The following is a 22,555-nucleotide window of genomic DNA, read 5'->3' as shown; positions in this document are numbered from 1 at the left end:
TGTCAATCCACACGGTAAACCTGATCAACAGCGTTTATCCGGCTAATCTGCAGATTTACCCTCGTACCTGGGCAATGGTGTACGTGGTGTCCGGTGTCGGAGTTGTTGTGAAGCGAGCGTTCGCCGCGTACAGGTATGGCCCGAAAGCGGCGATCGTCGCTGGGACGTCGAAATACGGGCTCGTGATCTCCTCGATCAGTTCGGCGCTGGTGAATCCAGCGTCGAAGCGGAACTTGGCGATCAGGTTGAACCTGTTGCGCACGACGTAGAGCACGTGGCCACGGCGCAAAATCCCGTCTCCACGCTCGACGGAGGCTCCGCCCAGGTCAACCTGTTGCGCCGCACCTGTGCCCGGATCAAACGTCCACAGGCGGTTCGCCGTCGCCTGCACGACGATGAGCCGCCCATCGGGAGTGGACTCGATGCCGTTGTTCGAGGCTCCAGCGTCGCCGAGCCCGGGCGGAAGGGCGATCGTGCGCACCTGCGCCTGTTCGGGCAACTGGCCGGACCGTCCGAACGGGACGTGATAGAGCACCACGGCTTGCGAGTCAGTGAAATACACGCCGTCCTTCGTCGCGACAGCATCGTTAACGAACCGCCCGCCGAAGCTGTAGGACGCGAGCTTCTCGCCGGTGAACTCCGAATAGGCGGTCGCTGCGCCCCCAGCCCCACCGCACGCCCAGATCCGCCGGCGATAGTCGATCTCCAGCCCGACTGTCGCCGTGCCCGCTGTGCCGGGCACGAAGATCGCACCCTGCCCGGTGGCAAAACTTCCGCGGTAAATCGCTCCGTTGGCCAGTGACCCGACGAAGAACGTCGTGCCCAGCCCGGCCACTATCCCTTCCGGACGCCAGCCGTTCGGCAGGTTGATCACTTCTGGAAACAGCGCCGCTGAAGCCGCAGCGGGCGACGCGACGGCCAGGCCAGCGGCCGGTGCCGCGAGCGCCGCGGCCAAGAGGGTTCGTCTTTGCACGGTTACACCTCCGCATCTATTGGCATTGCTCAATTAAGGAACCACGCACACCCGGGCTCCCCGGTTCACCGGCCCAGGGTTTAGTCCCGGATTCTGGGGGAACCCCAAGCCGGTGCCCAGGCTGGCCTAAGGTGAGCCCGGCACCATGGCCCGGTCTTACTCCCAACCGGCAGGAGATGTGCATGAACCGGCGCAAGGCGATGCTTGCGACAGGCGCTGGCCTGGTCACGGCCGCTGGCGGTGGCTTGTGGTTCGCTGACGCCCGCGGGACGCACAGTGTCGCGCCGGCCATCGTCTTTCCCTCAGCCGCGCCCACGAGCGAGCAGCCGAGTCCCGAGCCGGCGCAGGTGCTCGCCAAACCCGTGCCGGTGGTGAACATCGAGACGAAGGCGTGGTTCAGCTGGGCCTTGATGGACCGCAGTTCAGGGGAGATCGCCAGCTCCGGCAACAGTCAGGAACTCAGCTACACCGCGAGCATGATGAAGGCGTGGATGGCGGCAGACGTCCTGCGGCGTGCTAGCGAGAGCGGCAAGAAGCCCACCAGCGCACGGCTCGCGGGACTGAGCACCATGATTCGTGACAGCGACAACGAACAGGGCAGTGCGACGTTTCGCGAACTAGGCCGCAGTGCGACCGTGACGAGGATGAACAGCATCTGTGGGCTGACGGGGGCACAGGCCGGAGACGGCTATGCCCGCACGAAGATGTCGGCTCAGGATGCCTGCCGTTTGGCCCACGCCATCGGCCGCGGTGTCGCGGCCGGTCCGGAGTGGACACCGTGGCTACTCGACGAGATGCGGCAAGTGCGCGGCTACGGCGACTTCGGCATTCGCAAGGCTTTTCCCGCACAGGCCCGGCCAGCCATCGCGATCAAGAATGGCTGGGAAGAGTGGGACAACACCAATCAGTGGACCGTCAATTGCCTTGCGGTTACTGAACTTTGGGCTATGTCAGTGCTCACGGCGTACCCACGGAATCTGGGTTTGGATGATGGGATGCGGCTGACGGAGCAGATCGCGGCCCAGCTCATGACGAGTGCCCACCTGGTCTGAGATTTCCGTGGCAGAATGCCCCGGTGGCTGACATTCGTGCCTTTCACCGTAGGGCCCTCGAAACCTGTGCCGAAATCGTCGACCAGGTCAGCGACTCTCAGCTGAGCCTGGCGACCCCATGCTCGCAGTGGTCCCTGCGGCAATTGCTCGCGCACATGAGCGTGCAAAACAACGGCTTCGCGGTCGCGGCCAGTGGTGAGAAATCCGACCTCGCCTCCTGGCATCCCGAGGAGGACAGCGACGACCCCGTGCACGAATTCCGGGCGTCCGCTGAAGCTCTGCTAACCGCGTTCGCCGATGACGAGGTGCTGACACGGGAGTTCTGGCTTCCAGAGCTGTCACCGGACCGGCCGTTCCCCGCCGAGCAGGCGATCGGCTTTCATTTCGTGGACAGCATCGTGCACGGCTGGGATGTCGCCGCCTCGATTGGCGTTCCCGCTAGCTTCGACCTCGATTTAGTCGAGGCCGTGCGGCCGTTCAGCCTCGCGGTGCCCGGTGGTGACTCGCGCCAGCGACCGGGATCGGTTTTCGCCCAAGAGGTCACCGCGAGCAGTGAGTCCACATTAGACATCGTGTTGGCCTGGCTCGGGCGGGATCCCGCCTGGCAGCCGGCCTAAAAGGGTGCTGGGGTGCCCCTGGAATCCAGGGACACCCCAGCGTGCGCTGCGCCACCGCCCGGTGTGGAGTGACATGGAGTTCCTGGCCAAAGGCATCCCATGCTTAAGTCATCCACACCGGCCGGCGGGCAGGCGTCTATCGGCGGAACTGCACTCCCGCCTTGTTCAGTCCTTTGATGACCGCGGCTGACTCTTCGAACCCAATCACCAGTACGCCTTCGGGCTTGGCCGCGACGATTTGGTTAATGACATCGCGGACCTGGTTCTCGTTGCCGATCATGCCGTTCTCGCCGACGTCATAGGTGAAGGTCTGCACCGAGGCGGTCAGGCCCATCCCGGCTAGTTCCTTCTGCACGCCGCTCATGAGGCCTTCGCCGTAGGCGTCCTTGCGGGCCACGATGCAGATCTTCGTGATGCCGTCGCGCAACATGACGTCGGCGAGGGCACGAGCCTGCAGGATGTCGGAGGGCGCGGTGCGGAAGTAGAGCCCGCTGTCGTCGAGCTCGGATAGCTTGGCCGCGGTGTTCGACGGCGAGATCATCACCATGCCGCCCTTGATGACCTCGGGTAGCACCGCGACGCTGACACCAGAGCCGCCGGCCCCGATGATGACGTGCACGCCATCGGCCTTGTGCTTAGCGACCGTTCCCAGCGCTTTCTGCGGGTCGGTGAAGTCGTTGCCGTCCTTCCAGACGACGCTTTGGCCGAGCACTCCCCCGGCTTCGTTGATTTCCCTCACGGCCAGGCGGGCGCCAGCGATCATCGGCGCGTAGGCGAACGCGAGCCCACCTTCCTGAGGCAATAGTCCGCCCAGGACCAGCGGGGCACCGGACTTGCCACCCGTGACCGGGCGCACCGGCTGTTCGGTCGTGGCGTTCTTTTCGTTGCCCGTGTTCAGGTATTCGGTCTTGCCGTTGTCGAGCTGGTTGTTGGGCCCGAAGTGGAAGACACCGTAGCTGGCCGTTGACGGTTCCCCGACGGCGGTGAAGCCGTTGCTGACGGTCGCGCCACGGTAGGCCGGGTCCTTGCCAGCCTTCGCCAGCGCGAGGCAGTCGGCCACGCGGGTGCACTTGTCGGCTCCGGTCGTGACCCCGTTGATCTGCTTGGCGATCGCCTTGGGGTCGGTCGTTCCCGCGAGTTGCGTCGCGATCGCCGCGATAACGGCGGCGTCGTAAGTCTCACCCGCGAAGATCAAGTCTCTGAGGTTCGGGTCGACGGCGGCGAGCCGGGTGCGGAAGTCCTGGCTCAGCTGCGCCAGCGGCGCCGTGCCTTTCATGCCGGACAGGATGCCCGGATCCTCCTTGAACGCCACAGCGAACCCGTTCTGGACGTTGCCGTCAGATCCGTAAAGGAAGGAACCAGCTGCCTGTGGACTTGGAGAGGGCTCATCCTGTTTTGCGCACGCGGCCAGGGTAATGGCCAAACTTGCGCTGATAAGCGGTGCTAACAGGCGGTGTCTCCGCATTTTGTAGGCCTCCAACGTTCGGTCCGCGTCGGAGGCTAACCGGCCACTGCCTGCTATGTCTTCCACGGATAAGGCCACGTTCTCACCCAACGAGACCCCTAGCTCCTGCCCGTTTCGGGGAGGTTAAACAAGTGTTAGCCCAGCCCGTCCGGTGACTTTTCGTGAATCATTTGATTCACGAAGTTAACTGTATGCGAGGCTGTAACCCATGGTTATCAAGGTGCTACTGGCCCATCACGGCGGACTGGTTCGAGGTGCGCTAGCCGCTGTCCTCGATAAGGAAGACGACATAGAGGTGGTCGCTGAGTCAGCACATGGTGACAACGTGTTAGACCTGGCCCGGCGGGAGTCACCGACGATCGTCGTCATGGATATCGACCTGCCCGCTGCCCTTCCCATGACCGAGTTATGCGCGGGCTTATGTGAGCTGTGCGCCGTCCTCGTCCTCGCCGAGCGACGCTCGGGCGCCACCAGAGCGGTAGAAATGGCCAAGCTCGCCCCGCAAGCCGGGCTGGTCGCCACCGAATCGTCGACCGAAACCCTCATCGATTGCGTCCGCAAACTCGTCCGCGGCGAAACCGTCCTCGACAGCGACCTCGCCCGAACCGCCCTATGCGCGGCCAATAACCCGCTCACCGAACGTGAGCGGGAAATCTTGCGCTTGGCAAGCAGCGGGCTAACGGCTCGCGCCATCGCGTCTCAGCTCTTCCTGAGTCACGGCACCGTTCGCAATCATCTTTCCCGTGTGCTGGCCAAGACGGGCAGCCGCACCCGGATCGAAGCCATCCGGGTCGCCGAGGAGTCCGGCTGGGTCTAACGACCGCGCTGGGTCTGACAGCAGCGCTGGGCCTGACAGCAGCATCAGGTCGCGGTAGAGGGCGGACCGCTCAGCAAGGTCACCGTGTCCGCCCAGATCGGCGCTGACGCCATCGAGCACCAGCACGCGGGGAGCCCGCATGGCTGAGGAGACACGGTGAGCGATGACGACGAGGGTCCGTCCTTGGCGCATAAAGGCTTCCTCGGCGGTCCGCTCGGCCACCGGGTCGAGATGACAGGTCGCTTCGTCGAGCAGCACGATAGGTGCCCGGCACAGGTAGGCCCGGGTCAGCGCGATCAGCTGCTTTTCGCCAGCTGACAGGCTGGCCGGGGTGATCTGGCCGGCGAGGCCGCCGAGCCGGTCCACGAGTTCTGTGGCGCCCACGGCCCGGATCGCCGCGAGACTCTGCTTGAAGGTGGCGCTTTGCCGCAGATAACAGATGTTGTCGGCGACCGTGCCCGTGAAGACGTAGGCCTCCTGCGGGATGAGCACGCAGTCCCCGGTCACGGTCACGGTGCCGCTCACGGGACGCAACAGTCCACAAACGAGCGAGGCCAGCGTGGATTTGCCGATGCCACTGGGCCCGATGACGGCCAGATGATCGCCCGGCCGCAGCGACAAGTCGAGTTCAGTGAACACCGGCTGAGCGTGTGGCCCGTACGAGAACGTGACTTTGCTCAGCTCAGCCGTAGCGCCAGTCTTGACCCGCTTGGCTTTTGCTTCTGGAACCGCGCTCACCTCGAGGATGCGTTCGAGCGTCACCAGGAACTTCAGCCCACTATTGCCCAGCCCGGACATCAGCTTGCCCAACGCGGGCTGGAATCCGGCCAGCAGATAGGTCAGGGCGCCCAGGATCTCGCCCACGCTCAGGCCGTCGCGCACGAGCGACCGTCCAGACAGGAGGATCAGCGACAGCGGCACCCAGGCGGCGAAGGCGTAGCAGAGGGTCCGCAAAGCTGAGACGGCCGCCTGGGCACGGTCAGCAGCTGCCTGCCGCATGATGTCCGCCGCCGCCAGCTCGGCCGCGTACGCGCCCTTTCCCGTCGCGGCGACATCGCGCGCGGCGCTAAGAACCATGCCGCTCGTGGCCGCGAGACGTTCCTCCGCGCGCACGGACTCCCGGATCCGGGCAGCCGAAAGCTTAAGCGTGGCAAGGAAAGCGGCCAGTCCAACGATCGCCGGCGCGACGATGAACACCAGCAGGCGCGGGCTCAGCGACAGCAGCCCGGCCACCGATCCAACGATGGCGACAAGGAAGGCCCGCGTCACCACGATCAGCCCGGCGAACGTATCCCGGACCACTTCAACCTGCCGCGCGAGCCGGGTCACGGCACCGGTGTCGGTCTGATCCGCCAAAGCTCCACGCACTACTCGCTGGACCAGATCGTCGCGTACGGGCTCGACCAGGTCGCCAAGCCGCCGCAGCACCTGACGCGAACCGACCGCGCCGATCGCCGAAGCGACTACTACCGCGCCGAGCCAGGCCACTCCGGTCAAGGGCCGGCCGGCGAGGAAACCGTCGTCGACGGCACGTGCCACGGCGATGCCCATCAGCACGGCGGGAAGCAACTCCGGCAACGACCACAGCAGGAGTCCCAGCAACGGGCGCCGGCCCAGCCGCGAAAGCCCATACCGCAAAGGGCTCACTGCAACACCGCCCGGTATCGCGGATCGTGCCACAGCACGGCATGCGGAGCGGCAGCGCGCACTTTGCCATCGTCGAGCCACACCACCAGATCGGCCCGAGCCGCCAAGGACGCCTTGTTTGTCACCACTATCCGCGTACGGGAATCGTCTTCGAGCCGCTGCGCCACGCGCATGTGGTTGACCGCGTCCAAACTGGACATCGCGTCATCGAGCACGAGAACCCGGTTCGCCCCCCACATCCGGGCGAGCCCGAGCCGCTGCCTCTCCCCACCGGACAATGGCGTCTCGGCCAGGGGCGTGTCATAGCCCTGTGGCAGGCGTGAAAGGAAAGCATGTACCTGCATCGCGTGAGCCCCGGCCACGTCGTTGGAGATGCTGTCGCCGACGGTCCGTCCCACGAGCTGTGGACGGTCGAAAGCGCAGCCGATCGCACGGCGCAGACTGTGCTCACTGAGGTCGCGCAACGGTATGCCGTCGAGCAGGATGTCGCCTGAGCACGGGTCGCGCAGACGGGCCACAAGTTCGGCGAAGATGCTTTTGCCCGCACCGGAACGGCCCGTCACGGCGACGAACGATCCACCCTGGACGGTCAGATTCACGTTGTGCAGCAACGATTCCACGGTTACGTGGCGAAACTCCAGCTGACCGCTGCCCGGTCCAACGTCACGTGAGCCGTACCCCAGCACCGGTTGCCGCAACGGTTCCTGCACCCGTGCCAGCGCCGAGCGGGCGCGGCTGAGCACGCCAAGGACGCCGGTCAGCCCGCCGAGCCCTGCCCCCACGGCCGCATAGCGGCTGGCGGCGAACAGTTCTCCGGGGCTAACCCGTCCACTCGCGACTCCCCACCCTGCCACGGCCAGCACCGAAACGACAACGACCGGCCCGGCCAAGCTCGCCTGAGCTGACGTGCGTGCCAGCACGTGCCACATCCGCTTTCCTTGCGCGGCAAGCTCTGGCAACGGTTCGAGAATGCGTTTGGCTTCAAACGCCGCGGTGCCCGACGCCGCGATCGTGCGGATGCCGGTCATCGCCTCGGAAAGCCTTGCCGCGATGGCACCTTGAGCCAGCTGATAGCCCGCCGCGGCGTGTGTGGTGTGGCGGGCGAACGCGCGCAGCACGAGTGCCGAAACGGCCAGCCCGCCCAGAAGCGCCGCAGCCGCCCATAGATCGATGAGAACGAGCAACACCAGACTGCCCAGCGGCGGTATCGACGCGGCGACAGCGCCCACGGTGGACGGCCCGGCTTGAGCCGCCTCGGCGGCGTTGCCCGACACCCTGGTCACGAGATCCCCGTTAGCGAATCTCCCCAAGTTAGCTGGACTCAACGCGAGCAGGTGGCGCACCAGCCGCAGCCGTAGCCAGGCGGTCGTGCCAGCCACGCCGGACGCGGTCACATAGGCACCGCCGAGATCCACTAGGACGGAAAGGCCCACGAGCCCGGCCGCGAGGACGACCAGCGCCGTGACATCAGCGCCGGTCACGATGGCGTCGATGGCCGCGCCGAGCACCATCGGCAACGCGAGCGCGACCCCGGCCCCCAGCAGCGAAGCGATCGCTGTCACGGACAGCCAGGCCCGCCCGTTGACCATCACTTCACGCCAGAGCGCCACTGGCGGTCCTCCTATGTCACCATCAAAGGAACCGGCCGTGGGTCCGGGCGAAAGTGAGTCGTCCGGAACCACGGCCGGGTGCCGCTTAGTTGTGGCAGAGCAGGGCGCTCAGGCCACTGTGGTCGCCACAAAGCGCGACGCTCAGGTCGCTTGCGGTGCAGCTGTGGCCGCTGGAAGAGCTGTTCGTAGCCATGTCAACCACGGGGCTGTCCATCGCTTGCAGGTCGAGAAGTGCCATTTCAGGACCCTCCTTTAGGGATCGGTTTTCTGGCCCGCGCCGGCTGGCGCGGGAGTCTGGGTGGCCCGGGCTGACCCGAGCAGGGGTGCGCACACGGGCTCGCTGTGCAACGCCGAGCCGAGCGCGAGAAGGACGCCGGCCGTTCCGGTCGCGAGATCCATCGATAGCCGCAACAGCGCCGTGCCGGGGAACGCGAGCCCTCCGCCGTACTGAATCGCGTGCCAGCTCAGGCCCCGCACCTGCCGCAGCACGAGTGGGCTGGCAAGCGGCTCCGGACACCGGCCGGTCAGATAGTGCAGAATCCCTGCCCTGCCGGTGAACAGTCCGGGAAGGATGTACATCCGCGACTGTGCCGCTAGGCTCGCCGCCTCCGCGGCGTCGGCGAATTCCGCGCTATCACGGCGTTTCAGGTACTCGTCGAGGACCATCCCGATGCCCGTGCTTCCGGCGTCGAGATAGGGCAGGGTGCGCCAGCCTTCGTTGACCTCAAGCGCGCCATCGCTCCGGCGTATACACCGCCGCAAGTCTTGCCGCAGCGCCGTTTCCGCATGGTCGAGGAACGCTGAGTCACCGGTGTCGTCATAGGCCCGCAGCAGCAACAATGCTGGGCCGGACGAGCCGCGCATCAGCCCCGCTGGCGGGTTCTGGCCACCGCTGATCTCCGCCACCGCGTCAACCGGGCCAAGGCGTTGCGCCACCAGCTCAGCCGCCCTCAGCGCGGCCTGCCGCAAGGCGGGTTCACCGGTGATGTCAGCGAAGCGCAACAGGTTCAGCCCGATCCCGGCCAGGCCGCCATGCAGATCTAGGCCCAGCTGCTCCCATTTCTCGCCGAGGCAGATGTCGAGCACGTCAAGCGCGTGCTGCCGGTGGCCGAGCTCATCGAGCGCGAAGGCCACACCGTTCAGGCCATCGTAGAAGCCAGGTGGCGTACCGGTTTTGGGTGTCAGCGAGCGCTGCAGCATCCAGCGCTCAAACTTGGGATATCGCCCGGCTCCCGTCGCTGACAAGGCATACAGGACACCAGCCGCGCCGTAGGCCAGGTTGATGCCACCGCCCGGCATGAACCCCCGGATGTCGCCAGGGAACAACCGGTCATCACGCGACAGGGTCGCACTATCCACAATGGACCGCGTCAGCTTGTCGCGCAGCCGCGGCCATGCCTCGGGCTCAAATTCCTCAGCTGGTACTCCGTGAGCACGCTCCGGGCTAATCACCTCAACGGCTTTGGTGAGGAACTCCTCCGGTACACCCGGGAACTGTTCTTTGATGATCTCCGCGAAATGCGCGGCCTTGGTGCGGTCCAGGCCCAGCAGGCTCGTCATGGGAAGGAACAACGCCAGACGCAAGCAGGCCATCGCGTAGTGGTCAATCGCGAAACCCTTGGTGCCACGAGGTGCCGCGAACCCTTGATTACCCAGCCCGGGCCGGGTCGCCTCGGCGACCGGCGAAACGACCTCGAAGTCAAGCAGCCCAATGGTGTCGTCGGCCCGCACCATGACATTGAATAGATGCAGGTCACCATAGACGTAACCAAGAGCGTGGATGGCACGGATGGCTTCTTCCACTTGACGGTAAATGTCGAGTGCCCACGCCGTGAAGCGCTCGTAGTCTTCAGCGGTGGAGTCGTTTTTGATGAGCGGATAGCGCATCACGATCTCGCGGCTCAACGGCCGGCCTTCGACGAAGTCCATCGCGAGGAACCGGTGCTCCCCCACGGAGAACAGGTCTCGTGCGGCCGGAATCCCGGTGATGCCAGCGAAAGCGGTCAGCGTCTCGTGCTCACGCTCCAGCCGGCGGACCGCGTCTTCACCGCGGCCGTCAATGCCGGCGTGCGGACGCCCTTCCTTGAGCACGATTTGCTCGCCGGTGCGGGTGTCGGTCGCGCGGTAAATGCCGCCGCCATTGGAAAAGTGCAGCACACCGTCGATGACATAGGGCAGCTCACTGAGGCCGACCGCGTTACGGGCTTCCAGGTGCGGCGCTAGGAAATCTGGCAGAGTCACCCAGTCGGGCACCTTGAAGACCGGCGACCGGCGATCTGGGACCAGCTTCCCCGTGTCATCGGCGATGGCTCCCGTGAGCTGACCGTCAGAACCCACGGTGAAACGGTTGACGAAAGCGCCGTAGCGCACGAACAGCGGTCCTTTGCCCCACCGCAGGTCGGTGAGGATGTATGGGCCCGGCTCACCGTCGAGCACCTCGCCGAGTTCGCGAAGGATCGCCTCGCACGCCTTGTCGTCAGGCGGGTAGATGGTGACGAGCTTGCCGCTAAAGCCGCGAGCGGCGTACTTCGACACGCGGGCCAGCAGGGCGGCATGCGAGCGCAGGAACTTGAACTCGATTTCCCTTGGCACGCAATAGTCCCAGACCTTTCCCAGAACGCGTTCGGCGTTGTCGAGGCAGGCGGACACGTGAATCTTCCAGCCCTGCATGGGTAAGACGGCGTTGCCGGGATCGAAGACGAGCCAGTCGTCCTGGTCTTTGCGCTCCCAGCCGAACGGTAGGTCCCGTCCGGCGACGGCGAAGGGGCTCGCGTCGGCCGGACGGGCATGGAGAACGTCGTAGAAGGTCTGGTCGGCCATGACGTACGCGTCGTACCGGTCTTCCACGCGTGCCTCCTCAAGCTTGTAGCCGTTCGGCCTAAGTCATCGTGCTGGCCGGCCGACCCGCTGCTCTAGTGGCATTTGTCATGGGCGGACCCTGACATTGGAAACAATCTATTTGCGATTCCGCAAACCTCGCTTTCGCCGCGATGAGCCGCAACGGTTTCGGCGCCCACCAGTTGGCCTTGCCGAGCAGCGACATCGTGGCCGGCACGAGCAGGCAGCGGACGACGGTCGCGTCGACGAGCACGGCGACGAAGAGCCCGAGTCCAATTTGCTCGATGTCGCCGATCCGGGCCGCGGCGAAGAAGCCGAACACGATCAGCATGAGCATCGCCGCCGAGGTGATGATGCGCCCGGATTGCTGCAACCCGCGCTGCACCGCGACATCCGTGCTGTAACCCGCGTCCACCTGCTCCTTGATGCGTGAAAGCAGGAAAACCTCGTAGTCCATCGACAGCCCGAACCCGAAAGCGAAGACCAGCACGATGACGAACGGGTCAAGCCCGCCGATCGTCAAGGTATCCAGCGGCCCGGAAAGCCAGCCATGCTCGAAAACCCCAGTGAGTACTCCGAAGGTCGCCCCCAGCGAAACAAAGTTCATGAGCAATGCCTTGACCGGCACCACGAGCGAGCCCGTCATGAGGAACAGCAACACGAACATCGCCAGCACCACGACACCAACGGCATAAGGCAACCCAGCGGCCAGTTTCGCCCGCAGGTCAACGATGACGGCACTGTCACCGGTCACCCAGCTCTCCCCGCCCGACGGCCGGTCAGCGCGCATGCTGGCGACCAGTTCCCGCGCTGGTGCGGCCTGAGCGTCACCATCCACGGTAAACGCGATGCTGGCCAGGCCAGGGCTTACTTGCTTGGCTGGACTGGCCGACGCGTTCCACTTGGCCGCCCAGCTGTCCAGAGTGGACGGTGCTGTGCGGGCGACCACGACGATGGCCGGGTTGTTGTTCTGGCCGTAACGATCGTTGAGCGCGTCGGCCACGCGCACCGACTCGATCGTACGCGGAAGCCCTTGCATGTCAGGCAGTTTGACCGTCGCCGTGAGCAAAGGCGCTCCCATGGCCAGAAGCACCGCCGCGGTTCCCATAGCTACCAACAGCGGGCGTTTCTGCACCCATCGCGCGAAGCTAGCGAAGAACCCGGTGTCGGCTGGCTTCACGCGACGTTTGGACGGCTTGATCCAGCGCCCGAACAAGCGAATCAGCGCGGCGCTGAGGGTCAGCGCACTGAGCAAAGCGACGATGGTGGCCGAGATTCCAGCCGCGCCCATCGCCCGCAACCGCGGCTCATCGAAGCAGAACAACCCGAACAGACCCGAGATCACGATTAGTGCGCTGAAGGCGATCGTCCGGCCCGCTCGTGCCCACGTGCGCTCCACCGCTTCGGCCCGGTCATACCCGGCCGCCAGCTCCTCGCGGTAACGCGCCACCAACAGCAGCGAGTAGTCGATGCACAGAGCCAGCCCGAGCATGCTCACCACGCTGATGATGTCGGCGTCGAGATCGATGAACTGTGAGAACCCAAGCAGGACCGCGAAGGCACCCGCGACCGTGGCCAGGGTGGCGATCAGCGGCACTCCGGCCGCCGCGAGCCCGGCGAACACGAAGATCATCACGAGCACGGTCACCGGCAGCGAGCTGAACTCGGCCCGGTTGAGGTCCTCTTGTACCTGGTCGTTGATCTCATCGCCCATGATTTCGCTGCCGCCGATACTGACCGTCGAGCCGGGTTGCGTCCCGGCCAGCTGGCGCAATCGATAGCTGGCCGCGTTGTCGGCACCCTTCGGTTCCTCTTCGGTCAGCGTGGCCACAATCGCGATACCGCGGCCGTCGGTGGCCGCGATCTCCTCGGTCTTTTGGATGCCGTGGATCTGCCCGAGCTCAGCCCGTGCCTTGGCGACAGCGTCTTTGACGCTCGCCGCCGCCGGGTCCACGCCTTCCCACAAGGCGATTACCTGGCCACCGCTATCACGGGCGTCAATGAGTAGTTGGCGTCCCTCCCCCGATTCGGTGCCCGACAGCGTGTTCGTATCGCCCAGTTTCTCGAACACGCCTCCCACGGAAAGCCCCCCGCCAACGGCGATGGCGAGCCAGAGCGCCACCACGATCCAGCGGTGGCGAAAACACATCCGTCCCAGAAATCTCGTCATGGCACGCAGCCTGCTGTCTGGGCCAGCCAAAGTCGGTAGTGCGCGATGCCGTTCCCGGGGTGGGGCTAGCCTCACCACCGTCCGGAGGGCAGGCACCGTGACGCAGGCCAGGGGCATTCCCTACCGTGGTCACATGCGAACAGCGATCACGAAGTCATGGAAGGCGACGGTGCACGCGGTCACCGGGCTTCCTGTCGCGGTGGTCACGGGGTCACTCGTGCACACCACCGGGGTGATCGCCCTGGTCATGGCCGCCTCCATCGTGGGTGCCCCGGCCGCCAGGGAAACCGTGTTCGCGGTTTCGCGGGCGTGCACCATCTTGCAGCGCTCACGATTCGCCGCTCTGCTGAGCGAAGAACTCACGCTGCCGCCAGCGCGGCACAAAGCCGCCTCGTGGCGCGGGTTCTGGTATCACGCGGCAGCCGGCTGCCTCACCGGAATCGTCGGGGGCGCCATTATCATCGCCCTCTGGTCACTTGCCATCGTTTCCGCGCTCCTTCCCGTCTTCCAAAGCCCCGGCACGTTTGTGTTTGGACAAGACCTGTCGACCCCGGTGACGTGGACCATCTTCTACACCATCAGCGTCTTCCTAGTCGTGGCCGCGATCGCGGCCGCTTTGATGCTCGCTCGCCTCGATCTCAAGGCGGCCCAGGTCATGCTTCAGCTCACCCGCACCGAAGAGCTGGAGCAACGCGTCGAAGTGCTCACCGAGAGCCGCGCCGAAGTCGTTGACGCCGCCGACGCCGAGCGCCGACGCATCGAACGCGACCTGCATGACGGTGCGCAGCAACGGCTCGTCTCCCTGGCGATGAACCTCGGCATGGCCCGCGAATCACTATCCGATGTGGACGATCGCGCCCGGGAAGTCATCGCCGCCGCGCACGATGAAGCCAAGCAAGCGCTCACAGAACTGCGCCAGCTCGTACGCGGGCTCCACCCGGCCGTGCTCGACCATCGCGGCCTGGACGCGGCTTTGTCAGGCATCGCCGCGCGCTCACCCGTGCCCGCACACCTGTCCGTCGACGTGACCAAACGTCCCTCCCCGACAGTGGAAGCGATCGCCTATTTCGTTGTCTCCGAAGCACTCACGAATGTCGCCAAACACGCCTCAGCCAAGGCGGTGGACATCACGGTCCGCCGGGTGGGCGACGTGCTCTACCTGACGATCCGCGACGACGGGGTCGGTGGTGCCGATCCCGCGCGTGGCAGTGGACTGCGCGGCCTGTCCCAGCGAGTCAGTTCCGTTGACGGCACCCTGCGGGTCAGCAGCCCCGCTGGCGGGCCAACGGTCATCACGGTGGAGTTGCCATGCGAGTCGTAATCGGTGAGGACTCGGTCCTCTTGCGTGAAGGGCTCGTCCGCCTGCTCAACACCAGCGGCTTCGAAGTGCTTGCCGCGCTTGGTGATGCGGAAACCACCCTGACAGCGGTCGAAGAGCACCAGCCCGACCTCGTGGTCATCGACGTGCGGATGCCACCGTCGTTCACCGACGAAGGACTGCGGGCCGCGCTCGTGATCCGCCGGCAGTGGCCGTCGATCGCGGTTCTCGTGCTGTCGCAATACGTCGAAGAGCAATTCGCCTCGGAACTGTTGTCCGGCAACACCAGAGGTGTTGGATACCTGCTCAAGGACCGGGTCGCCGACGTCGGCGAGTTCCTGGCCGCGCTCAGGCGGGTCGCCGAAGGCGGCACCGCGCTCGATCCCGAAGTCGTGGCACAGATCCTGGTGCGCCGCCGGTCCGCTCCGCTCGACCGGCTCACGCCACGGGAGCAGGAAGTGCTCGCCCTCATGGCCGAAGGCCGGTCCAACTCAGCGATCGCGGGTGCCCTGTTCATCACCGACAGCGCGGTCGGTAAACACGTCAACAACATCTTCGCCAAGCTTGGGCTGCCGCCGGCCGATAACGACCACCGCCGGGTGCTAGCCGTCCTCCAATACCTCAACGAGAGGCCAAAATGAGCACCTCAGCCATCTGGCGCCTGCTTGCCGCGGCGTTCACCGTCACCGTTCTCATCGTCGGAGTCATCGTCACGTGGGCGATCATGCGCCCGGATATGGAGATAAGACGCGACACCAACCTGTCTTCGTTCACACAAGAGATCTCCCGCATCGAGTTCCACGACTTCGAAGCGAGCGATGTCGTCGTGAAAACCGGTTCCGGAAGCGAAATCGGCATCCAGCGCTGGTTCCGCTGGACCGGGGAAGACAAGCCCCGCTACCGCGAAACGTGGAACGGCACCAGCCTCACCGTCTCACACCTGTGCGGTGACGCCGATTCTGACGACTGCTCCATCAAATACGTCGTCACCATTCCCGAAACCTCCCGTGCCCTGACCGTCATCGCGGACACCTCCTCTGGCGACGTCGAAACCGCTGGCGTGACAGGGGAAATCCGGGTGACCACGGTTTCCGGTGACCTGCGCACCGGTGGCGCGGCCGGCAAGCTGGAGCTGCGAACGGTCTCCGGCGACCTGACCGCCGAGGAGACCAGTTCCTCCTCGGTCAGCGCTCACAGCGTCTCCGGCGATCTGACGCTGTCGTTCAGCACGGCACCGGCCACGATCGTCGCCGAGACGACCTCGGGAGATCTACGGGTGTCCGTGCCACGCAGCACGGGTGGTTACCGGGTGAGCGCGGAAACGACGTCGGGCGAACGCAAAGTCGACGTCTTCGGCGACGGTCCGGCCGTCATTCAGGCCAAGACGGTTTCCGGCGATCTCTACGTCAACTATCGCTAGCCCTGCGGCTCCGGGACCGGAGCTCGCCAACGAACACTGACGCCGCGGTGGTCAGCACCAGAATGTTGAATGCAAGCTGGATGCTGACCACCGTACGGGCTATCTGCCCTTCGGCATGAACATCGCCGTAGCCGACCGTGGCCAGGGTCGTTAGCGCGAAATACAGCGCGTCGAGCCTCGTGTTCAGGTCGATGAACTCCCCTGGCCGGACCGTCGCGACGAGGTAGTCGGCCAGCGCGAAGGCCAGCACCCCGGCGACCAGGGCGAGCGCCAGCGTCCATAGTGGAGAACCGGCCCGCCGCATCTGATGTCGCACCTGCTGCACGATGAGCACGGTGACCAGGGCGAGCGCACCGAAGGTCAGCAGAACGCGAAGCACGGTGTTGCCGCGGTTGTCGACCGGGACCGTGAAGTACGCAAACACGAGGCCGGCGGTTCCAGCAATCAGGCGCGTTCGCGGAGACATGTCCTTATTGTTGCCTAATGACAGAGTTGCCGGCGCGAAAGCTCGTGAAGCAGCTCATCCCCGCGCTCCTCGCCGGGGTGGGCAGCGCATTGGTGCTCGTCCTCATGGACCTGATCGCCGAGACCTGGCTGCATCACCTCATCTGGGAAACGCTGCCCTCAGCGCTCGGCTTCACACACGACTCGCGTTGGTGGATTTTCATCGTGCTCACCTTCGCCGGAGTCGCGGTAGGACTGACCGTCTGGCTCATACCCGGTCACGCCGGGCCTGACCCGGCGACCGTCGGCCTCATGCACGCGCCCAGCCCCGTGTCCACAGTGCCGAGTCTTCTGCTGGCCGCCATCATCGGCCTGGCTTGCGGGGTCAGCCTCGGCCCCGAGTTTCCGATCTTGGGAGCCAACGTCAGTCTGGCTATCGCGTTCGGCGCCCGGATGCTGCCGCAGGTTACCTCATCGCAGTGGGCCGGGCTTGCTTCAGCGGGAACAATTGGCGCCCTTTTCGGCACACCCATCGCAGCGGCCCTCATGCTCACGGAAACGCTTGCCACGCAAAAGAGCGACGAGTCGCTCTGGGACCGCCTGTTCGCTCCACTAGCCGCGGCGGCCGCAGGAGGCTTGACCGCGCTGGCACTCTCGTCCGGCGGCACGATGTCCATGAACCTGCCCGCGTTTCCGGGACTCAGACTTCCCGGGTTCCTGGCCGCTTTCGCCATCGCCATGGCGGCAGCCATCGTTGGGCTCGCCGCGACATGGGTCTTTCCCCGTCTCTATCGGCTTTTCCATCAACTGCGGCACCCGTTCGTCATCCTCGTCGCTGGCGGTGTCTGCTTAGGACTGCTGGGTGCGCTGGGCGGCGAAATCACGCTCTTCAAGGGCTTGGAGCAGATGCAGGAGCTGGCCACGCGGTATAGCTCTGAAAGCGCTGGCGCACTAGCCGCGATCACCGGAATCAAACTGCTCGCCTTGCTGGTCGCCGGGGTAACGGGCTTCCGGGGTGGAAAGATCTTCCCGGCCGTGTTCATTGGCGCGGCCTTCGGCTTCCTCGTGCACGCGCTATTGCCCAGCATCCCCGTGTCATTGACGGTCGCCTGCTCCGTCCTCGGCATCACGCTCGCGATAACGCGGTCGGGCTGGATCAGCATCTTCGTCGCCGCCGCTCTCGTGCCGAATCCCGTAGTCCTGATGGTGCTCGCCATCACCGTCCTTCCCGCCTGGCTCATCGTGACGGGCCGCCCCGAAATGATCGCGGGGCAGCCCGTCGCGGTCACTCCTTCACGAGCGTGAACTGATCCTGTTCCGTGGGTATCCACCGCGATGGCAAGGTCGTCGAGAAGACCAGCTTGCACGAGGTGTCGTAATAGCCGAGTTCCTCGCCCATCGCCATGAAATCCTTGTTCTCCCGCCAGTAGACCAGTCTGCTCGGACTGTCCATCCCAGACAGTCGGCAAAACTTCTGGCCCGTTCCGGCATCAATCAGCGCGGGCTCACCGTTGACACTTCCCACGACGAGCGAGCCATCGGCCGACCATGACGTCGAGCTAACCGCTTGATAGCCAACAGATCCCATGGGTTGCCCCGACACGGAATACAGGTCCATCCCCGTTGCGGTGTGGTGCCCCACAACGGACTGTCCCGGCAGCCAAACCAGCTTACAGCGCGGATCACAGCCGAGCTGAAGCGTTGTCACCGTCCGGGTTTGGACATCGGCGATCCGGTACTCGGCCGTGCCGGTCTCGCTGGTGCTGACTCCGAACAGAATCTTTGTCCCGTTGGCGTTCCACTGCGGCCGGTCAGCGATATCCTGTCCCCGCAACAGATCCCAGGTGGGCTCCGATGGAACCATGATGTAGAACGACTTGGCTTTCACCGCGTGCACAGCGAGCCTTCCGCCCACGGGCGACTGCCAGACGGCACTGTGCGGATAGAAGGCGAACTTCCCTGCTTGCGGATCCCACACGAAAGCACCACCTTCGCCCGGCCCAGCCACTAAGTACCAGCCGAGTCCCAACGGCAGCTTGCCCGTCTCCGGATCGGGAATCTCAGGGCTAATTTCCACTGCGGGCGCATCCGGCTTGCCCGTCAGCTGCGTCACCCCGAACGCGGCCGTCAGCACGAGGGCGAGCAGCCCCGTGCCCATCGCCATCCACCGTCTGGACTGGACACGTTTCGCTTGCCTGAGCGCCGCTTCGGCAAGCTCCGCGGGGCGTGCTTCATTTGCCTTATGCCGCAATGCTTCCCGGACGCCTTGGTCTAGGTTCATAGTGTCAGCACCTCCCTGATCTGCCCGCTCAGCCCTTCTTGCGTCATGAGGTCCTCGCGCAGCTTGGCCAGGGCACGCGACGCCTGACTCGCCACCGTCCCCGTCGAGCAACCGAGCACCTCGGCGACCTGCTTCTCGCTCAGGTCCTCCAGATACCGCAGCACCAACACGGCCCGCTGCTTTGGCGGCAGCTTGCCAATCGCGTCATACAACGTGACCCGCTGCGTCACCGCCAGGGCATGGTCTTCTTGCCCACGCCACTCGGGCAGATCTCCATGCAATTGCTCCGGCCGCCTACGCCGCCATCTCCAGGCGGAGATGAAATCCCGGTACAGAACCCTGCGCACATAAGCCTCTTCGCTGGTGCGAATGCTCTTCCAGCGCAGTGCCGCTTTCGCCAGCGCGTTCTGCAACAGATCCTCCGCCGCATGCTGATCACCGGTCAGCGCATAAGCCGCTCTTAGCAGCACATGGCTGCGCTGCACGACAAACGCCGTGAACTCCCGTCTGCTGACGTCATCCACCGCACCACCTCCTTCACCAATGAAGACGGCATGCGCCACCGCCACCTTGCATGGATCCCGCGACTTGCCGTCATGCATAGCCTCTGCGCTCATGACCGAAGCCGGCGAAAGGCAGGTCTATCGCGGGCGGCAACTCGGCTCCTCGATTCCGGCAGCGCTAGTAACAATGGTGTCTTCGGTGGAGCTTGAGCCAGACGCGTACGCACATTGTCCACTCAGGACGTTGTGTATCGGATGATCGCCAAGCGAGGCCAGCTGTTTTCCGTACTAACCTAACTAAGTGTCTTCTCGCCCGACCGGGGCAGCCCATAGATAAGAAGGCATGCATTGGAGATGGTGGAGCTCTTCAAGAATCAGTGGTCGGTCTGGAGGACAGTCATGCCATACGCAGTCATAGATCTCGAAACTACCGGACTGCGGGCCTCGTGGCACGACCGCATCGTTGAGATCGCGATTGTGCATGTCGCTGACTCGGGCGAGATCGAATCCGAGTGGTGCACGCTTATCAACCCTGAAAGAGATCTAGGGCCGCAACATATTCATGGCATATCTGCTGCGGAGGCGCGCCAAGCGCCAACCTTCAGCCATGTGGCGGGTTTGGTCGCTGACCTTCTCCGGTCACGTGTGCTTGTCGCGCACAACCTCCCCTTCGACGCACAGTTCCTGCTTAGCGAGTATCGACGGCTCGGCGTCGAACTCTCACTGACTCAAGACCATGGACTGTGCACCATGCGCCTTGCAGGTCAATTCCTTCCCTCATCGGGCCGCGGCTTGCTTGACTGTTGCGCGATAGCCGGAATCGATCTGACAAACGCACACGCCGCTTCGCACGATGCGCGCGCCGCAGCAGAACTGCTGGCCTACTTTATTTCGATTGGTGGAACCCCGCCACCGTGGCGTTGGGTGACTCCGTACCAGCATTGGCCGAATCTTCCCGCAGTCGCTTTTTCCCCTGTACTTCGGCGTGCTGAAGGCCACGTTGAGAGCCACTTTCTGTCCCGTCTTGTCGAGCGCCTCCCCCGCACGTCCAACCAGGACACAGATGCCTACCTGGATGTGCTCGATCGCGCGTTGCTCGACCGTTATGTCTCCGCTACGGAGGCCGACGCCCTGGTCGCTGTCGCGAACAGTCTCAACCTCAGCAAGGAAGATGTCCTTGAGCTGCACCGGGATTATCTTCAGGCGCTAGCAACCGTCGCTATGTCTGACGGCGTGTTAACCGCCGCTGAGGTGAGCGACTTAGAGGCCGTTGCGACGTTGCTTGGCCTGCATGGCTCCGTTGACCAAGCCCTCCGTACCGCGAAACACGCAGTCGCACTGGTCGCGGGCGCGTCGACAAGGCTTGCGGGGACTATACATCTGTGCGCTGGAGACATTGTCGTTTTCACCGGCGACATGGGCGACCCACGTGAGGTATGGGAGGCTAGAGCCACTCGTGCCGGACTTCGCGTCGGCAGCGGGGTCACGAAGAAAACCCGGATGCTTGTAGCCGCAGACCCAGACACGATGTCAGGCAAATCTCAGAAAGCCGCGAAGTACGGAATCCCCATCGTTCATCCGCGCGCATTCACCGAAATGCTTTCCGCATTGCCAGGAGGCTAAGAGTGACAGGCGCCGCAGGTCATTGAGCACCGCCGTCGCTTTCGGGCCACGGTGTCAGGCAAAGGTGTTTGCTAGCAAGCGATTCGGTCCGGCTGGCATGACCAAGGATTCCCACGCTGGTAACCGTTACGCAAATATTCGCGCCGACAGGCGTGGCCCCGGCCGGTGACGGCTGGGCCACGCTTGGTCAGTTTTGTATGTTCATCACGGCAATCCGCTGCGGCAGATGACGTTGCGGCTGACGGGAACACTGGCACCGGTGGCGTCAGTGACGACGACCTTGTATACGTTGGGATATCCCACGGTACAACCCCAGCTGGTGTAGGCCTTGTTGTCCTGCGAGGGGAAGTGGGTGTTGTTGTAGTACCACTTGGTGGTGAACGGGGCTACACCGCCACTGATGGTGCGCTCGCAGAACACCGAGTAGCGGCCGAGCGACTCGCACCCGAGCCAGACGGATAGGGAAGCGGCCTGAGCTGGAGCCGCGGTGGCGACTCCGGCTGAGGCGAGGAAGGCGACGGCTGCGAGCCGTGCGAGGATACGCGAAGTACGCTTCATGAAGGCAATGTATGTCAATGAGTCAATCTGCAACTAGAGCGGTCATGACAGATTTGCATTCCCCTAGCAATTGCCAAACCTGCCCATGATCTGGCTTCAGGCTGCTTATGATCCTTCGGGCTTATGGAATTTTTCGGCATTCGGCTCCCAGCCCCACATGTCATCGTCGATCGCCCGTTGCTGCTCTAGCGTTGGCCTCGGCAGGAACGGTTCGCGTTCGCCCCGGCGGCCCATGGCCCAAAGGATCACGCCGATTATCGTGAGTGCCGACCCAGGCAGCAGCGATAGCCACATCACGCGGCTGGGCACCACGAGAATCAGCGACAGCATCAGAATGAAGGGGACGAAAGCGATGGCGCCCAGGAGCTGAATGACCAGTCCTGTGATCGCCATCCGAGAACCGGTGACCCCTCGCGACAAGACGACAATTAGCCGGACGATGTACGCGACGAGCAGCATACCTAGGAATAGCTGAAGCATTTACCCTCCCCGTGACGGCAAGGGCACAGGCTATCACCAAGGACCCCCACCGATGGGGGTCGAATGGCTTACCGCAACGGGTTCGGCTTCGTCTACCAGCCGCGGGCGCGCCACTCGGGCAGGGAGGGGCGTTCCGCGCCGAGGGTGGTGTCCTTGCCGTGTCCGGGATAGACCCACGTCTCGTCTGGGAGGCGGCCGAATATTTTCGTCTCCACGCCTTCGAACAGGGACGTGAACGCTGCCGGGTCACCCCACGTGCCGCCGATGCCGCCAGGGAAGAGGCAATCGCCCGTGAACAGGTGTGGGTGACCGTCAGGGTCGTTGTACAGCAAGGAGATGCTGCCCTCGGTGTGTCCACTTAAGTGGATCGCCTGGAGTTCGATCGCTCCAAAGGAGACGGTGTCACCGTCGTCGACGAGGACCTGCGTCGGCACAGCGATTTCGGGGGCGTCAAGACGGCCAGCGTAAGTGACCGCACCGGTCGCGGCGACGACTTCTTCCAGCGCACCGGCCCAGTGGTCCTGGTGCCGGTGTGTGGTCACGACGGCGCTCAGGCGGCCTTCGGCGAGGGCTAGCAGCCGCTCCGGCTCGTTGGCCGCGTCGATGAGCAGCTGGGCACCGGTTTCCCGGCACAGCAACAGATAGGCGTTGTTGTCCATCGGCCCGACGGAGACTTTGCTGATGGTCAGAGCGCCGAGTTCACGGACGCCTGGGGCGGCACCGGTATAGGTCACCCGCC

Annotated in this window: 20 protein-coding genes and 1 pseudogene; 8 read left to right on the top strand and 13 right to left on the bottom strand. The window is 64.5% G+C overall.

Annotation, left to right across the window (positions count from 1 at the left end; genetic code table 11):
* Positions 1-55 precede the first annotated feature (55 nt).
* Positions 56-973 (bottom strand): NHL repeat-containing protein, encoded by a 918-nt coding sequence (locus tag A3E1_RS0100390; protein ID WP_026207931.1) that lies wholly within the window; start codon positions 971-973, stop codon positions 56-58.
* 182 nt (positions 974-1,155) lie between these two features.
* Between A3E1_RS0100390 and A3E1_RS38145 the strand changes: the two genes are divergently transcribed.
* Together A3E1_RS38145 and A3E1_RS0100380 are read left to right on the top strand one after the other, a co-directional pair.
* Positions 1,156-2,025 carry a serine hydrolase gene (locus A3E1_RS38145; RefSeq protein WP_020518768.1) on the top strand — a complete coding sequence of 290 codons (870 nt, stop codon included), beginning with the start codon at positions 1,156-1,158 and terminating at the stop codon, positions 2,023-2,025.
* A 23-nt stretch (positions 2,026-2,048) separates the two neighbouring features.
* Complete coding sequence (locus tag A3E1_RS0100380) at positions 2,049-2,642, top strand: TIGR03086 family metal-binding protein (protein ID WP_020518767.1); 594 nt, start codon at positions 2,049-2,051, stop codon at positions 2,640-2,642.
* A 136-nt stretch (positions 2,643-2,778) separates the two neighbouring features.
* On the opposite strand, the gene A3E1_RS0100375 is transcribed toward A3E1_RS0100380, so the two are convergent.
* Positions 2,779-4,107: an ABC transporter substrate-binding protein gene (locus A3E1_RS0100375; RefSeq protein ID WP_040390299.1), complete on the bottom strand. Its 1,329-nt coding sequence runs from the start codon at positions 4,105-4,107 to the stop codon at positions 2,779-2,781.
* 208 nt (positions 4,108-4,315) lie between these two features.
* Here A3E1_RS0100375 and A3E1_RS48900 point away from each other — a divergent pair.
* Positions 4,316-4,843 (top strand): annotated as a pseudogene (locus tag A3E1_RS48900) (response regulator transcription factor); the annotation flags it as partial.
* Here the strand turns inward: A3E1_RS48900 and A3E1_RS0100370 are convergent.
* From A3E1_RS0100370 to A3E1_RS38140, 5 genes are all read right to left on the bottom strand, one after another.
* Positions 4,784-6,571, bottom strand: a complete 1,788-nt coding sequence (locus A3E1_RS0100370; RefSeq protein ID WP_020518765.1) for an ATP-binding cassette domain-containing protein — start codon at positions 6,569-6,571, stop codon at positions 4,784-4,786. The pseudogene A3E1_RS48900 and the gene A3E1_RS0100370 overlap by 60 nt on opposite strands.
* On the bottom strand, positions 6,568-8,181 hold the full coding sequence (locus tag A3E1_RS0100365; RefSeq protein ID WP_020518764.1) for an ABC transporter transmembrane domain-containing protein: 1,614 nt from the start codon (positions 8,179-8,181) through the stop codon (positions 6,568-6,570). The genes A3E1_RS0100370 and A3E1_RS0100365 overlap by 4 nt, the downstream gene beginning before the upstream one ends.
* A gap of 85 nt (positions 8,182-8,266) precedes the next feature.
* Positions 8,267-8,419, bottom strand: coding sequence for a SapB/AmfS family lanthipeptide (locus A3E1_RS46590; RefSeq protein ID WP_020518763.1), 153 nt, complete (start codon positions 8,417-8,419; stop codon positions 8,267-8,269).
* Positions 8,420-8,433: 14 nt separating this feature from the next.
* A complete protein-coding gene (lanKC, locus tag A3E1_RS0100355; RefSeq protein ID WP_020518762.1) occupies positions 8,434-11,028 on the bottom strand; it encodes a class III lanthionine synthetase LanKC in 2,595 nt (864 codons plus the stop codon).
* A 31-nt stretch (positions 11,029-11,059) separates the two neighbouring features.
* A complete protein-coding gene (locus A3E1_RS38140) occupies positions 11,060-13,189 on the bottom strand; it encodes an MMPL family transporter (protein ID WP_169454340.1) in 2,130 nt (709 codons plus the stop codon).
* 133 nt (positions 13,190-13,322) lie between these two features.
* Here A3E1_RS38140 and A3E1_RS0100345 point away from each other — a divergent pair, with 133 nt between their 5' ends.
* From A3E1_RS0100345 to A3E1_RS44225, 3 genes are read left to right on the top strand one after another with little or no spacing between them, the layout of a single operon-like run.
* Complete coding sequence (locus A3E1_RS0100345) at positions 13,323-14,510, top strand: sensor histidine kinase (protein ID WP_020518760.1); 1,188 nt, start codon at positions 13,323-13,325, stop codon at positions 14,508-14,510.
* Positions 14,498-15,148, top strand: coding sequence for a response regulator transcription factor (locus tag A3E1_RS0100340; RefSeq protein ID WP_020518759.1), 651 nt, complete (start codon positions 14,498-14,500; stop codon positions 15,146-15,148). The genes A3E1_RS0100345 and A3E1_RS0100340 overlap by 13 nt, the downstream gene beginning before the upstream one ends.
* Positions 15,145-15,927: a DUF4097 family beta strand repeat-containing protein gene (locus A3E1_RS44225; protein ID WP_020518758.1), complete on the top strand. Its 783-nt coding sequence runs from the start codon at positions 15,145-15,147 to the stop codon at positions 15,925-15,927. The genes A3E1_RS0100340 and A3E1_RS44225 overlap by 4 nt, the downstream gene beginning before the upstream one ends.
* Here the strand turns inward: A3E1_RS44225 and A3E1_RS0100330 are convergent.
* Positions 15,914-16,393 carry a potassium channel family protein gene (locus A3E1_RS0100330; RefSeq protein ID WP_020518757.1) on the bottom strand — a complete coding sequence of 160 codons (480 nt, stop codon included), beginning with the start codon at positions 16,391-16,393 and terminating at the stop codon, positions 15,914-15,916. The two genes, A3E1_RS44225 and A3E1_RS0100330, sit on opposite strands and share 14 nt — an antisense overlap.
* Before the next feature lie 17 nt (positions 16,394-16,410).
* Between A3E1_RS0100330 and A3E1_RS0100325 the strand changes: the two genes are divergently transcribed.
* Positions 16,411-17,676, top strand: a complete 1,266-nt coding sequence (locus A3E1_RS0100325) for an ion channel protein (protein ID WP_020518756.1) — start codon at positions 16,411-16,413, stop codon at positions 17,674-17,676.
* On the opposite strand, the gene A3E1_RS0100320 is transcribed toward A3E1_RS0100325, so the two are convergent.
* Together A3E1_RS0100320 and A3E1_RS0100315 are read right to left on the bottom strand one after the other, a co-directional pair.
* Positions 17,657-18,652, bottom strand: coding sequence for a WD40 repeat domain-containing protein (locus tag A3E1_RS0100320; protein ID WP_026207927.1), 996 nt, complete (start codon positions 18,650-18,652; stop codon positions 17,657-17,659). The two genes, A3E1_RS0100325 and A3E1_RS0100320, sit on opposite strands and share 20 nt — an antisense overlap.
* Positions 18,649-19,269 carry a SigE family RNA polymerase sigma factor gene (locus tag A3E1_RS0100315; protein ID WP_245571053.1) on the bottom strand — a complete coding sequence of 207 codons (621 nt, stop codon included), beginning with the start codon at positions 19,267-19,269 and terminating at the stop codon, positions 18,649-18,651. Before A3E1_RS0100315 ends, A3E1_RS0100320 begins: the two co-directional genes overlap by 4 nt.
* 240 nt (positions 19,270-19,509) lie before the next feature.
* Here A3E1_RS0100315 and A3E1_RS0100310 point away from each other — a divergent pair, with 240 nt between their 5' ends.
* Positions 19,510-20,778 carry an exonuclease domain-containing protein gene (locus A3E1_RS0100310; RefSeq protein ID WP_020518753.1) on the top strand — a complete coding sequence of 423 codons (1,269 nt, stop codon included), beginning with the start codon at positions 19,510-19,512 and terminating at the stop codon, positions 20,776-20,778.
* Between the two features lie 204 nt (positions 20,779-20,982).
* Here the strand turns inward: A3E1_RS0100310 and A3E1_RS0100305 are convergent, their stop codons facing one another.
* The 3 genes from A3E1_RS0100305 to A3E1_RS0100295 form a co-directional block, all read right to left on the bottom strand.
* Positions 20,983-21,336: a hypothetical protein gene (locus A3E1_RS0100305; RefSeq protein ID WP_020518752.1), complete on the bottom strand. Its 354-nt coding sequence runs from the start codon at positions 21,334-21,336 to the stop codon at positions 20,983-20,985.
* Between the two features lie 105 nt (positions 21,337-21,441).
* Positions 21,442-21,816 carry a hypothetical protein gene (locus A3E1_RS0100300; protein ID WP_157631226.1) on the bottom strand — a complete coding sequence of 125 codons (375 nt, stop codon included), beginning with the start codon at positions 21,814-21,816 and terminating at the stop codon, positions 21,442-21,444.
* 92 nt (positions 21,817-21,908) lie between these two features.
* Positions 21,909-22,550, bottom strand: coding sequence for an MBL fold metallo-hydrolase (locus tag A3E1_RS0100295; RefSeq protein WP_020518750.1), 642 nt, complete (start codon positions 22,548-22,550; stop codon positions 21,909-21,911).
* Between the last annotated feature and the right edge of the window lie 5 nt (positions 22,551-22,555).

The organism is Catelliglobosispora koreensis DSM 44566, assembly GCF_000379685.1.
In the GTDB taxonomy this organism is placed as follows: Bacteria; Actinomycetota; Actinomycetes; order Mycobacteriales; family Micromonosporaceae; genus Catelliglobosispora; species Catelliglobosispora koreensis.
Note: the sequence above shows the minus strand (reverse complement) of the source record. Positions and strands in the feature narration are given on the sequence as shown.